The 14958-nt window shown below is 37.0% G+C and carries 12 protein-coding genes and 1 tRNA gene; 3 read left to right on the top strand and 10 right to left on the bottom strand.

The features are described from left to right. Positions 1-387: 387 nt before the first annotated feature. On the bottom strand, positions 388-2925 hold the full coding sequence (locus tag AACL18_RS03425; protein WP_339051427.1) for a M66 family metalloprotease: 2538 nt from the start codon (positions 2923-2925) through the stop codon (positions 388-390). Between the two features lie 253 nt (positions 2926-3178). Here AACL18_RS03425 and AACL18_RS03420 point away from each other — a divergent pair, with 253 nt between their 5' ends. Then, entirely contained in the window at positions 3179-4075 is an 897-nt protein-coding gene (locus AACL18_RS03420) for a hypothetical protein (protein ID WP_339051425.1), read from the top strand. Between the two features lie 74 nt (positions 4076-4149). After that, positions 4150-5055 carry a hypothetical protein gene (locus tag AACL18_RS03415; RefSeq protein WP_339051424.1) on the top strand — a complete coding sequence of 302 codons (906 nt, stop codon included), beginning with the start codon at positions 4150-4152 and terminating at the stop codon, positions 5053-5055. A gap of 21 nt (positions 5056-5076) precedes the next feature. Here the strand turns inward: AACL18_RS03415 and uvrY are convergent, their stop codons facing one another. From uvrY to rlmB, 5 genes are all read right to left on the bottom strand, one after another. Beyond that, positions 5077-5757 (bottom strand): UvrY/SirA/GacA family response regulator transcription factor, encoded by a 681-nt coding sequence (gene uvrY / locus AACL18_RS03410; protein WP_339051423.1) that lies wholly within the window; start codon positions 5755-5757, stop codon positions 5077-5079. Positions 5758-5791: 34 nt separating this feature from the next. Further along, positions 5792-5881 (bottom strand) — tRNA-Ser (locus AACL18_RS03405). A gap of 162 nt (positions 5882-6043) precedes the next feature. Continuing rightward, positions 6044-6523: a tRNA adenosine(34) deaminase TadA gene (tadA, locus tag AACL18_RS03400; protein WP_339051422.1), complete on the bottom strand. Its 480-nt coding sequence runs from the start codon at positions 6521-6523 to the stop codon at positions 6044-6046. Between the two features lie 138 nt (positions 6524-6661). Then, entirely contained in the window at positions 6662-6895 is a 234-nt protein-coding gene (locus AACL18_RS03395) for a hypothetical protein (protein ID WP_339051421.1), read from the bottom strand. 110 nt (positions 6896-7005) lie between these two features. Next, positions 7006-7767, bottom strand: coding sequence for a 23S rRNA (guanosine(2251)-2'-O)-methyltransferase RlmB (gene rlmB, locus AACL18_RS03390; RefSeq protein ID WP_339051420.1), 762 nt, complete (start codon positions 7765-7767; stop codon positions 7006-7008). A gap of 154 nt (positions 7768-7921) precedes the next feature. Here rlmB and AACL18_RS03385 point away from each other — a divergent pair, with 154 nt between their 5' ends. Beyond that, positions 7922-9118 (top strand): hypothetical protein, encoded by a 1197-nt coding sequence (locus tag AACL18_RS03385; RefSeq protein WP_339051419.1) that lies wholly within the window; start codon positions 7922-7924, stop codon positions 9116-9118. Between the two features lie 8 nt (positions 9119-9126). Here the strand turns inward: AACL18_RS03385 and rnr are convergent, their stop codons facing one another. From rnr to AACL18_RS03365, 4 genes are all read right to left on the bottom strand, one after another. Continuing rightward, positions 9127-11349: a ribonuclease R gene (gene rnr / locus AACL18_RS03380; RefSeq protein ID WP_339051417.1), complete on the bottom strand. Its 2223-nt coding sequence runs from the start codon at positions 11347-11349 to the stop codon at positions 9127-9129. 292 nt (positions 11350-11641) lie between these two features. Continuing rightward, entirely contained in the window at positions 11642-12643 is a 1002-nt protein-coding gene (gene cydB / locus AACL18_RS03375; RefSeq protein ID WP_339051415.1) for a cytochrome d ubiquinol oxidase subunit II, read from the bottom strand. Further along, positions 12633-14024, bottom strand: coding sequence for a cytochrome ubiquinol oxidase subunit I (locus AACL18_RS03370; protein WP_339051414.1), 1392 nt, complete (start codon positions 14022-14024; stop codon positions 12633-12635). The genes cydB and AACL18_RS03370 overlap by 11 nt, the downstream gene beginning before the upstream one ends. A 166-nt stretch (positions 14025-14190) precedes the next feature. Beyond that, positions 14191-14916: a 16S rRNA (uracil(1498)-N(3))-methyltransferase gene (locus tag AACL18_RS03365; RefSeq protein WP_339051413.1), complete on the bottom strand. Its 726-nt coding sequence runs from the start codon at positions 14914-14916 to the stop codon at positions 14191-14193. Between the last annotated feature and the right edge of the window lie 42 nt (positions 14917-14958).

Raw genomic sequence — 14958 nt, 5'->3', positions numbered from 1 at the left:
ATGCTAAATATTGTATTTTTAGGTAAATTTTAGCTAAATTAATGTGCAATTGTGAACTTTAGATCGTTGACTTTTTTTATTTTTAATAACGTTATTCAATTATAAAAAAAATATCTATTGAAATGAAATCTATGAACACTTGATAATTTTACTGAAAAGATCTTAAATGAATGTTGTCATAATTATTTTTATTAGCGATTTTATAGAATATTAATGATAAACACTTAGACCATTTTATTTATAAGGTTCAAAGTTAGTAACTTGTTAGGTATTCGCCTTGACTCGTACCATCGAGTTTCAAGGCGAAATTTGATGAGACTATAACCTAACTACACTGTTTCTCACTTTAATTATCTATTTTTAAGATACCAGACACATACTCAGAGGTTATTGCGTTGCTTCCTTTTCCCAGGAATTTTCAATATAAATAAATGTAACACTTTCACCTTTAGAGACTATAAATTGTCGTTCATCATCGAGTAAAACATTAATAGATGAACACAGATTTTCTGTAATTACTAATCGCTGACCATCATAGGCGAATTGAGGTAACTTAATGCAGCTCAATTGATGGTTTTCAGTTGCAGAAATATTAACAATGAAATACTTTGCAAAATAGCTTGCCATTTTTTCTCTGGAATTATTTAGTTCATAAATATCAGTCTTATCAGTTACTTTTATAATTGAGTCGGATTGAATTCCATTTATAGTATAACCGAGTGGCTTGTTTGGACCATTGATCGTTAACGAAGCAACAATTTTTTCATGCACAACTATTTCTGCTTTTGAAGGTCGGTCAGATTCGCTTATATTTACATGAAATTTATTCATCGTATTTTCATTGAAACGTCCCCCGGCTAATTGATAATTAACGATTCCATTTGAAGTGTGTACCCTCAAATAGCAAGCATTGAGCTCCTTATCTGTTGTTGGAGCATAAACGAACCCATACCCACCATGCAAAGCAGGGTAAATAGTGCTGGGTAAAATATTATCTGGATCATAATACCCCACTAACGTTGTTACCGGCACACCTAATTCGAGAGGAACTCTAGTTGTAAAAAAATCACTTATTGAACCATCAATCTTTTCACTTGTCTTATTTTGGAAATCGACACCATAATCATTTCCGTCTTTACATAGGAGATGCGATGGACCTGGAGCTTGAGTAGCTTCAATGTAATTCTGAGACACATTTTGATTATTGACTCGTACTTTCCAATTGCTATTTTTCACTTCAAAAACACTATAGTGCCTGTAACTGACTAGATATTCCTCGTTATTTACAAAAATATGCATTGTATACCCTGCATTACTTCTTACATAAACAATACTATCTTCAAGCTGATATTCTGCTACAGGGAGACAGACATTGCGAGTCCAATTACCGTCACTTGGTAATATGTTTACCTTTCCCATCTTTAATAGATGTGTTCGAATAAACTTTCCATCAGGATCATTGGCAATTTTATTAAATTGAGATTGAGAAGAGATAATAAAAGCATCTTTTTCTATATAATGGGTATAGTTAACATATTCTAGAGTCTGCGGATTCCATATTTTAAAGCCAGTAGGTGATTTTTTTGAAAAAACAGCCTGTTGCTCAATATAATTTTGCATAATACTAAGTGTATAGGGTGTATGTAAGGTATAAGAAGATAATGGTGAGCTGGCTACGCCACCTGCCATAGCATCAGTATTAAAACGATTTCCTTCAAAAGGGGGGATACTGCCACCACAACAAGTTTGATGTCCGTCCTTATCCCAATAGAAATTAGCAATAAAACGATTATTACGACGATCCCATCCCCATCCTGCATTAGTAACATCAGGAATTGCACGCCGATGCGATGAGCCTCGCCATTGTTCTGGGTAGTGTCCAAGACTATAGGCATGACCTGCCTCATGACTCCATTCATTCCCTACAGAATTTTCAATGGTGAGTATACCACCTCCACCACTACCTCCATGAACCTTTATTCCATTAGCATAGACCCCACGTGCATTATGCGCGGTAATCATAAATGCAACATAACTTATCGGACCTTCTTGCGTGGCATCGGAACTATTCAAGCCATAATTAGCAAAGTTAATACCTTTAGATATAAGAACTTTAGCAATAGATTGTCGCATATCTCCCTCGTGCCAACCTCCATTTGTTGAAGATTGGTTGGTATATTCAGTTCCATCTGGCATTACTACATGAGAGAAATGAACAGATTCATATTCTCCAACAATAAGTCGACTAACGGGAATTTTTTGATAATAATCGAGATGCAGAGCAGGTGTGTCAGCAAAAGAATATTTATTTCGGGGAGTTGTTAACATACCAATATCAATCGTTTGGAAAATAACTTCATTTGGCGCACCAATAATGATGTTGTTTAAAGTACTCATTTTATCTGTATCATTGATAATCAATGTTAAGCCCGGATTGATCCATTCAGCTGGCAAGATGCCAGTCCATACATTGTTTGCATAAATAATAGAAGTGTTGTCTGGTGAGTCTACTACAGGGAGATTTTCTGGAGGTTCAAGAACGATAACACCCAGCATTGAGCCCTTAGCACTTTTGCCAGTAACAGAAATGACTGACGAAGGAACAATTAAAGGTTGCACCATGATCAGAGTATCTCGTTGCGCCACCAAAGTTGGACGTCTATCCTCTGGAATGGTTCTTTGATAAATTGTGATATTTTGCGCGTAAGAAATTCTGGCCTCAAAACTACCATCAAGGTCATTTAATATAGGAAGTTCATTAAATGCAACTTGATTTGAATTAGCTTTTGCAAATTGATTATTGTCATATAATGGAACTTCATTTTCACTTTTTATTTCTGATGAATAGAATGCTTTAGCATAATCTTGTGTCTCTGTGTGTACAATTTTATCAAAATTAGTTTCAGTTGTTGGATTAAATTTCATATATCTCCTTATAATGTAATTTCAAAATGAACTAAATTAAAAATTATAAACTTTAGAATAATAATTAAAAACTGCAATATCGAGTGCCCACGAGCCCGTGTTTGTTTGATTGGATGTTCTAATACGTTCACTTGTTCCTTATTTTCCTGGAAATTAATTGATAAATTTTTCTCTTTTAATTTAATTATTGTTATTTTTAAATAAAAAATATAAAATAAAAATTCTTTTTTAAAAAAATTAGAAAAGGAATTTTATGCCGTATTTTATTGAACAAAAAAAAATTTTAATTGTCCCTTTATCTTCATTTATCCGCTTTAATAAAAAAATTTCCGGAGAACAATTTGCAAATTTATTTGGAAATTCTTTGGGTGACACATTTAGTTGTGACGAAGAAATACACGATCATGAGAAATTTTGTAAAAATTTATTGCACAAAATCCTAACTTCAAAAATTGTGGCTGATTTTAATCTAGGAAAAAAAACTACACAGGAATTTATTGCAGAATTATTGAATTTTTTAAAGTTACCTGCCAGCCAATCATCACATCTTCAAACAGCTTGGAATTCATTGCTTGAGTTTGATAAAGAAACAGCGGATACCTTTTATGAGTTAATTAAACTCACTCATCAAGGAAAATCAATTTATTTTATTGGGGATACCAATGAATTGCACGCTAAAAAAGTCTTAGATATTTTTAGAAAATTTTCATTCAAGCAAATCTATTTAAAATTTTTAGAAAATTTACCTGAGACAATACCAACTGAGCCTTTGACAGTGAGTCAACTTGCCGACCCAGAATTGGCAAGTAATGTCTTATCCCAGTCACACGGCAACGTGTATTTTTGTTTATCTTATATGTATAACACTTTAATAGAACAACCTAAAGATATCTTGAGTAAGTTATTTACCGCTTTTAGTTTCACACCAGGCCTGTTAATGTGTTTAAAAGATTATTTAAATACCTTGGGTAAAACTAAAGACGATATTTTACTGGTAAATCCTTACAAAAAATCTAATGCTATAACAAAAAAATTAGCATTTGATACTATCTCAAAAGATAATTTTTATACTGATTTACATAAATCTGTTGATACTGCCGTAGCATCAATGTTTACCCCGCTATCTAGCGAACGCATTCTGCAACGATAGAATCATTCTCTTATCAACCCAACCTTAATTTTATAGGATAAATTTTTAACAATTAAACATCAGGAAACCAAGCTATGCTACCCACTCAAACTGCACATAACATAACTCAAGATTACTCCGCTTATATCATCAATTTATCGACTATCCATACAGTCGCGCCCATCTCTAAGGTATTAGATAATTTTGCTAAGTTGCACTACGACTATGCGAATAGTTGGTTGCACTTTGAATGGTATAGCAAGCTTTGGGTCAGTTTAAAATACTTGACAATGACAGCGACCATTAATGAATACAAACTGGGAAAAATAAATACTGAGGAATTTATTGAACGCTTATTAGGTATTTTTTATTTTCTCAAGAACAATCCTCAAGTGGAAAATCCCCAGCAGTTATTAAAAGACACTTGGAATTCATTGATTACCTGGACCCCCGAATCAACAACAAAATTACAAACCTTAGTTAACAAAAATCAATCTATTTATTTTATTTCCAATACGAACCCATTAAATATAAAAAAAGTCATAGAATTATTTGAGGAAAACTTTCCTAATGATTGGAAATTACCTGAAGAAACCGAAGCAAAACCTTTAGAAATTGCTAATAATTTTTATCTTTGTACTTCTTATCAATATAAAGAATTTAAAGAAGGAACACCTGGTTTGATAGCTAAATTAAAAGAATATCTGTTGAATAAAGGCGAAAAATTAGAAAATATATTGCTAGTAAGTCAATACAAAAGGGATCTAGATAAAGCAAAAGAATTAGGTATTGAAAGTCAATCGGCTGATCAATTCTTCCCTAAGATTGCAGCGCAAATAGCATCACAACCCACAGTTTTAAATAATGCAATCGTGCCGCTCACTCAGACTGGACCCTTTTTCATTTTGGCTAATAATTTGTTAAATTATAATCGACGCGATGAAACCTTACAGCAGGAAGAAGAAAACAATGATGAAAAAACTCCGCTACTTAAGCACTAATAAAAAACCAACGGAAGAATATTATTCTGCCGTTGGTGTATCTGATGATTTATCCGCATAACCCTCTTCTTCTTCCAATAAGCCATAACGCAAAGCAAGATGGGTTAACTCGACATCGTTGTGCACACCTAATTTTTCATACAATCGATAGCGATAGGTATTCACCGTTTTAGGGCTTAAACAAAGTTTTTTGGCAATGCCGTTCACTTTTGTACCATGTGTAACCATGTACATAACTTGCAATTCACGTTCGGAAAGTTGCGCAAAAGGTGATTTGGACGCATCAGAAACTTGACGTAATGCCATTTTTTGCGCAATTTCTAAGGTTATATAAATTTGACCGGCAACCACTTTACGAATCGCGGTAATCAATTCTTCAGCATTGGTATTTTTGGTAATATATCCCGCCGCCCCAGCACGCACCAGACGATCCGGAAAAGGTCCTTCACTAAATACAGTAACGACGATAATTTTAAGTTTAGGATTTACACGAATTAAACGACGGGTGGCATCTAATCCACCTATACCCGGCATTTTTAGATCCATCAATACCACATCAGGTTTAGTTTCCTTTACTAAATTAATAGCGGCTTCGCCACTTTCGGCTTCACCGATCACATTAATATCACGAACATCCTCTAACAAGCGCTTCATACCCAAACGTACTAAGGCATGATCGTCAACGATAACGACGTTAATCATGGAACGCCAACTCCTCTTGTCAATTTCATTTTTTTGGCGGAGGGACAGGGATTCGAACCCTGGAAGGAGTTACCCCCTTGACGGTTTTCAAGACCGTTGCTTTCAACCGCTCAGCCATCCCTCCTACTTTGATCAGTAGCTACTACCTTATAACAAAACGAAAATATTATCTGTTTGCACCTTTCTGAATCATTATAAGTGCTATGGCTATATTAGCATAAACTATATAGGATGTAGACTATAAAGAAATACGTCAAACACTGAACTAAGATTACGCAATTAACTTTTATTGTTCACCTTGTACATTCAGCATTTGACGCTTGTGTTTAAAAAATTTCTTTAATTTTTCTGCACAGCATTCAGCTAATAATCCATCTGTAAAATCAAACGTATGATTTCGTCCTTTTAACAGAGACCATTGCGTGGTTATAACGCCAAAACGTGTATCATAAGCACCAAACACCAGTCGCTTAATCCGAGCTTGAATCATCGCACCTACACACATTAGACAAGGTTCTAAGGTAACATACAATGTCGACTCGACTAAACGATGATTTTTTAGCTGTTTGGCCGCTTGTTGCAGTAATAAAATTTCAGCATGTGCGGTAGGATCACACCGAGTGCGTGTTTGATTGTGAGCGCTGCAGATGATCTGTTGATTCAGTACCAATACCGCACCGACCGGGATTTCGCCATCCCTCTCTGCAAGCTCCGCCGCTTCTAAAGCACGCTGCATATAATAGATATCTAGATCAAGCTGCTGCATAACACAAAAATGTTGTTAAATAAATTTTTTGGAATTATCCCGCGGCTTAAACCGCGGGATTTGAGCTTGAGTTAAAAGACCTAATCTTTGTCTTTCACTCAACAAAGGCAGGTTGTAAATGGTAAAAAAATAGTCAACTTATTTTTGATTACACATCTTACAATGATCGCAGCCGCAATGACAGCCTTTGTGTGAGCGAGGACAGCATAAATATTTTATCAATGCGCCCACGGCTAAAATCGGCAGCATAATATCGAAGAATCGTGAAACCATGACGATGGTATCAACCGACTCAGGTTTCGCAAGACTTGCAGCGATAGCCATCAGAACAGCAATAATAATCACTATTGCTGGGAAGAATTTACGACACATAGTAGGGTCTCCTTGCAATTTTAAATAAAAAATTAGGTCTCTAACAACAATACAACGTTGTATTTTATTTTACCGTAACATAAGGCGGTAAATAGTATCATAGTTGGATTTTATTGTCTTTGCCTAACCGCTTCGAATAAACAGATCCCGGCGGCAACCGAAACGTTTAAGCTGCTAACGCTACCTGCCATGGGAATAGCGATCAAACCATCACAGCGTTCTTTGGTTAAGCGACGTAAACCTTTACCTTCGGCGCCCAAAACCAACGCCAATGCTCCCGTCAATGTCGTCTCATAAATAAGCTGTGTGGCCAAGTGATCCAAACCATAACACCACACTCCGGCCTTTTTAAGCTTTTCTAAGCTTGTTGCTAAATTCGTGACCGTAAAAAGCGGCGTCATTTCAGCTGCACCTGCGGCTATTTTTCGCACACTTGCTGTCATATTCACTGAACGGTCCTGTGGAATAATGACGGCATCTGCACCGGCTGCATTCGCAGAACGCAAACAGGCACCTAAATTGTGCGGATCTTGAACCTCATCTAACACTAATAAAAACGGCGGTCTTGTTGGGTCTTGTAATCGATGCTCTAACAAAATAAATAAATCGCGTTCGTTTAATGGTTTAGAAGTTTTTATTTCCGCTAACACACCCTGATGTACGCCATCTTTTGACCATTCATCACATTGATACTTTGATAAACTTTGTATTGGAATACCAAGAGAATCTGCCAACTGCAGAATCTGTTGGATGCGTTTATCTTCGCGGCCCTCTTGTCGATAGAGTTGACATATTCTTTCTGGATGTGATTTTAATAACGCATTAATGGCATGAAAACCAAAAATAAATTCTTTTTTAAGTGTATGACTCATGTTAAAATTTTACTGCTTAGTAAATTAAGCATCCAAATGATAAAAGGATTTAAACGTGCCCCATAGTTTAACACTTCAAATAAACCTTGAAAATTTTAAGTTTTTTAAATATAAATTTTTTAGATTTTTACTCTCTCCTGCGCAAAAAAATGTGATGCAAAACCTTAAAAAGATTCATGAAGACCTATCCAGATTAAAAAAGCCAACTCTTTATTTAACAGAAAACAATGAAAACCATATTGGTCGTGGTGATACTCATGCCATAACCAAAACTTTAGAGGAAAAGCTTGAACGAGATCGCATTCGTTTAAACAATCTACATGCTGCTTTCAAACAAAAAAACATTAATTTAAACGATCTTACCGCGGCACTTGATCTAGAAACTAATAATTTAGAAGCTTTGCATGAATCACTCAAACAGAAAAGCATTAATTTAGACGATCTATACGCTGTCATTAATCAAAAAGAAATAAGATTGGAAAATCTCTCTAAGGCACTCAAACCAAAAAAAATTACATTAGAAGATCTAGTAGAGGCCTTAGAAAATAATTATCATATTAACAATAAGGAAATCTTATCCGCCATCCTATTATGCTTGGTGGAACCCATATGGGTTCATGGCAACTTGTCAGTTTTCGTTCTTTCTTTTCTATCACCCTTTGATTACTTTTGTTCTAACTTAAGTGAATATAAAGGCCCTAGGAAATCAAAATTACGCGTCGAAACAAATACTGATAGCAACTCTATTGAGTTTTGCCTCAACTTATACATAATAAGCACTGACGTTGATAAAATTGAATACCCTGCTAATGACAATTCCAAGCTTATCGAAGGCTCAGTTGATCTATTCTTTTCATTAGAAAAGACCACTCCAGCGCAAGTAAAATTATTACCTATCACGATGCAATTTAACTTTTCTGATGAACAAAAGTCTGAACAATTTCAACAAAAATTAGCAAAAAAATTTAAAGGCTGGGTATTAACTCAAAGTGAATCCGATTATATACCTATCAAACTTGAACAATGGCGGGCTATTCAGATAGATTTTTGGGTATTTCCGATCTTAATAGGACTTTTAGTTGGCTTAAGCGCTATGGTTAGTTTCATCGTTTTAAGCTTAACGCCTGTTTCTCCCTTGCTGCTACCACCTTTAGGCTTAGCATTGGGTTTATGCTTAGCAAGTGTTATGAACGCTTATGCACAGATTAATATAAAAAAAGAACAAAGCAAACCTCAAAGACCTATCCATCTACTCAATAAAAAATCGACACAAGACCCGGGGTTTTTCAATCATCCTGCGCCACATAATTCTTCTACAACCGCTGAAACTCAATTTATATTTAATAGATAAAGAACTCGCTATTTTCTTTTTTTGTATTTTTTAATTTTTTTTGCAGATTTTTGCACTTCCGGCTCGATTAATTCAAAATCAATTTTACGTTGATCCAAATCGACACGCCCTACTCTCACCTGAATTCCGTCGCCTAAACGATAAACTATTCCGGTACGCTCACCTTGCAAGCAATGACGATTCGCATCAAATTGATAATAATCATTATGCAAGGCGGTGACATGCACTAAGCCTTCCACATAAATATTTCGCAATTCAACAAATAAACCAAAACCAGTTACATTGGTAATAATGCCATCAAAGGTTTCACCGACGCGATCGCGCATATATTCACATTTCAACCAATCTAATACTTCACGTGTCGCTTCGTCGGCACGTCGTTCGGTAGTCGAACAATGTTCACCCAAACGAGAAATAGTCACCTTATCATAGAAAAAATTCTTTGGTTTACGTTTTGCTAATACATGGCGTATCGCTCGATGAACTAATAAATCGGGATATCGACGTATCGGCGAGGTAAAATGTGCATATGCATCGAATGCCAAACCAAAATGACCAATGTTTTCTGGACTATAGATGGCTTGACTCAAGGATCGCAACATAACGGTTTGGATTAAATGTGCATCCGGTCTGTCAGCAATTAATTTTAACAAGCTTGAATAATCTTCGGGTGTGATGACTTTTTTATTCGGAAAACGTAAACCCAATTCGGCGAGAAAACTTTTTAGATCCGCTAATTTTTCCGCTGCAGGAACCGCATGAATCCGAAATAAAGTGGGAATTTTAGCTTTCAATAAAAAATGCGCTGCGGATACATTAGCTAGTAACATACATTCTTCGATAATACGATGTGCCACGGTACGCACGCTAGGAATGATCTGTTTAATTTTTCGATTGGGTCCAAAAATAACTTGTGTTTCGGTGGTCTCAAAATCAATCGCGCCGCGCGCTTCACGCCTTTGACGTAACAATTGGTACAGACTATGTAGATTTTGTAAGTGGGGTAATAGATTTTTATACGCGGGAGGACATTTATTAGTTGTTAACCAAGTCGCCACTTCATTATAAATTAAACGTGCTCTAGAGTGGATGGTAGCAGGATAGAATTGAAAGCGTTTTAATTCTCCTTTACTAGAAATCAACATATCGCAAACCATGCACAGTCGATTGACTTTAGGCTTTAATGAGCATAGCTCATTGGAAAGCACTTCCGGTAACATTGGCAATACACTATTCGGAAAATAAACCGAATTTCCTCGTGCTTCTGCTTCTTTATCTAATTCACTTTGCGGGCTGATATAATGACTGACATCCGCAATAGCCACTACTAAACGCCATTGTTTTTTTTGTTGCTCACAATAAACGGCGTCATCAAAATCCTTGGCGTCCGCACCATCAATCGTAACAAACGCCAAATCTTGGAGATCAATCCGATCCTCTTGCTCATCACTCATTGGCACACCGGCTTGTAAAGCCGCAATTTCTTCCTGTACCGAATCGGGCCAGATATGCGGAAGATTATAATTACGTATCGCTATTTCTATTTCTAAACCCGGCGCCATATGTTCGCCGAGTATTTCGGTAATGCGACCAATCGCTTGCTGACGAAAACTAGGAAAACGCGTTATTTCAACGACGACAATCTGTCCCGATGTTGCTGCGCTTTCATCATCAACACCGATTAAAATATCTTGTGTAATACGACTATTCGACGGTACAACAAAAGCGACACCTTTCTCTTTGAAAAAACGTCCGACTAAAGAAGGTGTGTTTCGTTCTAAGACTTCAGCAATCACTCCTTCACGTCGATTACGTCGATCCATTCCAATGACGCGCGCTAAAACTCTATCGCCGTGAAACACCAACTGCATCTGTCGCGCACTTAAATACAGATCATCGCTACCATCATCAGGAACTAAAAATCCAAATCCATCACGATGACCAATCACTCGACCACGCACCAAATTCATTTTGTCTGGCAAACCATAACCTTCACGTCGCGTTAAAACAATTTGCCCATCGCGTTCCATCGCCCGTAAACGACGACGCAAGGCTTCTTGGCGTTCGGGATCGCTTAAACCCAAACGTTGATTAAGCTCCTCGCGTTTAACCAGATGGCCACATTTTTTTAAGAAATCTAAAATATACTCGCGACTAGGAATGGGATTATCATATTTACCGGCTTCACGTGCCGCATAAGGATCAACGAAGCGTTTCGATTTTTTTGCCATAGTTATCACTAATTAATGAGTTGAATACACATTCGACTCTTGAAAATTCAGAATCGTTCCAATCGTTAGTCAGGCAACTGGTCCAAATGTGCAAATACGTTAGGAATAAATTTTAATACCACAAAGTTATGCCTTAATTCTATATAAGGAATTAGGTAATATAGCATAAATAGTAGTTTTTTTTGAAAGATGATATTTTATCTAAAAATCACTCTATGCAAATGAAAGACTAAACGATAGGGCATATCAAATTTTTAGCTTAATTTAAAAAGGAATAGTTAAAGAAAATTCTTCAATAACCTATATCACTGCGGACTTTCCCCCAAAATACCCAATAAGACCAAGCCGTATAAATTAAAATAATGGGTAATAAAATCAACGTGCCAATAGCAAGGAAAAGTTGTGTTTCAGGAGAAGAAGTTGCTTGCCAAATCGTAAAATGAAAAGGAACTATCATCGGAAATAAACTGACCGCTAAACCCATATATCCGAGTAAAAATAAAGCTAAGGCTCCAAAAAAAGGCATAATATCATTAGATTTTTTGAGTAAACGCCATTCCACTATAGCTAATACGGCAGTAATTATAGGAATAGGTGAAAAATAGAGCTGATTGGGCCACGTAAACCAACGTTGACGCACAGATTCATCGACAAAGGGTGTCCAGACAGAAACAATGATCATCGCAATGATAACACCAATTAAACAAATCCGTCCTTGATGCCGAGCAGATCGTTGTAATTCACCCTCAGTTTTTAAAATTAGCCAACAGGCACCTAATAAAGCATATCCAAAAACCAAGCCTAAGCCTGTAAATAATGAAAACGGTGTAAAACAATCCCAAGAACTACCGATAAATAATCGACCTTTAACTGCGAACCCTTGAATAAACGCACCTAAAATTATACCTTGAGCAAATGTTGCAATTAATGACCCCAAACTAAAGCCACGATCCCAGAATGTAACATGTGCCTTTTCACCAAAATGAAACTCAAACGCCACGCCACGGAATGCCAAAGCCAACAGCATAATCAGCACAGGAAAATAAACAGCAGGAAAAATGATAGCGAAAGCCAATGGAAATGCCGCCATCAAACCCACCGCTCCAAGAATTAGCCAAGTTTCATTACCATCCCAAACTGGAGCAATTGAATTCATAACTAATTTACGGGCTTCGCGATGCGGTGCGAATGCATAAAGAATACCCACACCGAGATCAAAACCATCAAGCAAAACATAGAAAAAAATGCCGATCCCCAATATTAATGTCCATAGCAAAATTAAATTATTTGTCATTTGAATACTCCGGCGGAGACAAAATAGGATGGCTTGGCTGTTGTCCAGCAATAGGCGAATTGGGTTCTTCAATAAAACCTTTCCGGGCAACACGGGTCATTAAAAAAATCCCTACAGGGAAGATAATTAAATAAACCAACATGTAACCGAATAAAGAGAGTAAAACATCTAGACCTGTTAATGAAGGACTGACAGAATGCGAGGTCCTTAACAAACCATAGACCGTCCAAGGTTGGCGCCCTACTTCGGTGGTAACCCAACCAGCTAATATCGTCAGAAAACCAATCGGTGCAATGTATTGAGAAGATTTCAAAAACCAACCTGTATCAAATAGCCGATGTTTAAATCGCAACCATAAACTCACTAAAATGAACAATAACATGATCGTACCCAAGCCCACCATGATGCGAAAAGAAAAGAACGGAATCGCAACGGGTGCACGATCCTGAGCAGGAAATTGTTTTAATCCCGGAACCAGTCCATTGATATGATGGGTGAGAATGATACTACCTAATAGCGGTATTTCTAACACATCATGATTCATTTCTTTTTTCTGGTCGGGAATCGCAAACAACGTCAAGGGTGCGCGTTTTTCAGGCGACCAATGTGCTTCAATCGCCGCTAATTTTGCGGGCTGATACTTCAATGTGTTAAGACCATGTAAATCACCCAAAACAATTTGTAATGGAACCAAAACAGTTAAAAGCGCGGTGGTCATGGAAAACATTTTTCGACCTTCTTGTGCAAATCGCAGCTGATGAATAAAATAAGCACCCACCGCAACAACCACAAATCCAGTCGTGATATAAAAACCGACCACGGTATGTGCAAAACGATAAGGAAAAGAAGGATTAAAGATAATTGCTAACCAATCGCTGGGGAAAAAGCGACCATTGATTAATTTAAAACCAGCAGGCGTCTGCATCCAACTATTCGTTACTAAAATCCAAAAAGCGGATAATAAGGTTCCAAAAGCCACCATTAATGCAGAAAAGAAATGCGCCCAACGTGGCACAAGCTTACGGCCGAACAACAATATACCGAGAAAAGACGCTTCTAAGAAAAAAGCAGTTAAGCCTTCGTAGCCTAATAAGGGAGATAAAACATTAGCCGTTGCATCCGAGAAACGACTCCAGTTTGTTCCAAACTGAAAGGGCATAACGATCCCTGACACCACCCCCATTCCAAATGAAATAGCAAATATTTTTGTCCAAAAGGTGGAAAGACGCAAATAGATGCCACGATGCGTAAAAAAATTCATTCCTTCTAACACAGCAATAAAAGACGCCAATCCAATCGTAAACGCGGGCAGCAAGATATGGAAAGCAACTACCCAGGCAAATTGTAAACGAGACAAAAAAAGCGGATCGAGATGTATCATTAATTTTCCTAAAGCGAAGTATTAAATGTATTAATTAACTGAGGCATCTATTAGCAACTTTATGAAATAAAATTTACCTATATAGGTATAAACCTATTTATCAAATTATCAAATTATTTTTAATATATATTAAAAATATTAGCTATTATCCCATATTAAACTTCTTTTACAAATCACCGTATAAACTTTGTAATACACTGACAGCCGCTAAACCGGCCGTTTCTGCTCTCAAGACGCGTGGCCCTACTTGCATAGAATTATAATCTGCGTCACGAGCACACTTCAACTCATTTTCTGACCAGCCGCCTTCAGGACCCACCAGTAGCGCAACACTCTGGCAACGCGGTAAAGAATTGATATTTTTCTTAGTGCAAGGATGTAAAATTATACGCTGATCCGCTTTTATCGAAGACGTAGCGACATCGAAGGTCATAGGATTCTCTAATTTCGGCAAACGTGTTCTTCCTGATTGTTCGCTCGCGGCGAGCATCACACCTTGCCAATGTAAACAACGTTTCTGCCAACGTTCAGGTGCTAACTTAAGTGTACTATGTGCTGTTAACAAGGGTATAAAACGTGTAACACCCAACTCCACGGCTTTTTGCAGCATATAATCCATTTTTTCCGATCGCAATACCGCTTGCGCTAAAGTAATTTGCATAGGCGATTCCCGATTCACCTCATCAAATTTACCGAGCTCTGCGGTAACCGTACTTTTAGTTATTTCAACAATTTTGGCAGGAAATTCTCCCGCTTTGCCATTAAATACAATAAACACATCACTGGCTTGCAGACGCAATACACGAACTAAATGTCCCGCAGCCTCCTTAGATAAGTTTACAATTTGTCCCGTGTGTGAAGCTTGTGGTTGATAGATACGAGTTAGACGCATAGAATGCTTAACGACCTCATGTAATAGTATACTGATAAATGT

This window comes from Rickettsiella endosymbiont of Xylota segnis (genome assembly GCF_964019545.1).
Taxonomy (GTDB): Bacteria; Pseudomonadota; Gammaproteobacteria; order Diplorickettsiales; family Diplorickettsiaceae; genus Aquirickettsiella.
Note: the sequence above shows the minus strand (reverse complement) of the source record. Positions and strands in the feature narration are given on the sequence as shown.

Coding starts and splice junctions, on each gene's coding strand:
- AACL18_RS03425 (WP_339051427.1), bottom strand. CDS start 2,925: ATGAAATTTAATCCAACAACTGAAACTAATTTTGATAAAATTGTACAC.
- AACL18_RS03420 (WP_339051425.1), top strand. CDS start 3,179: ATGCCGTATTTTATTGAACAAAAAAAAATTTTAATTGTCCCTTTATCT.
- AACL18_RS03415 (WP_339051424.1), top strand. CDS start 4,150: ATGCTACCCACTCAAACTGCACATAACATAACTCAAGATTACTCCGCT.
- uvrY (WP_339051423.1), bottom strand. CDS start 5,757: ATGATTAACGTCGTTATCGTTGACGATCATGCCTTAGTACGTTTGGGT.
- tadA (WP_339051422.1), bottom strand. CDS start 6,523: ATGCAGCAGCTTGATCTAGATATCTATTATATGCAGCGTGCTTTAGAA.
- AACL18_RS03395 (WP_339051421.1), bottom strand. CDS start 6,895: ATGTGTCGTAAATTCTTCCCAGCAATAGTGATTATTATTGCTGTTCTG.
- rlmB (WP_339051420.1), bottom strand. CDS start 7,767: ATGAGTCATACACTTAAAAAAGAATTTATTTTTGGTTTTCATGCCATT.
- AACL18_RS03385 (WP_339051419.1), top strand. CDS start 7,922: ATGCAAAACCTTAAAAAGATTCATGAAGACCTATCCAGATTAAAAAAG.
- rnr (WP_339051417.1), bottom strand. CDS start 11,349: ATGGCAAAAAAATCGAAACGCTTCGTTGATCCTTATGCGGCACGTGAA.
- cydB (WP_339051415.1), bottom strand. CDS start 12,643: ATGACAAATAATTTAATTTTGCTATGGACATTAATATTGGGGATCGGC.
- AACL18_RS03370 (WP_339051414.1), bottom strand. CDS start 14,024: ATGATACATCTCGATCCGCTTTTTTTGTCTCGTTTACAATTTGCCTGG.
- AACL18_RS03365 (WP_339051413.1), bottom strand. CDS start 14,916: ATGCGTCTAACTCGTATCTATCAACCACAAGCTTCACACACGGGACAA.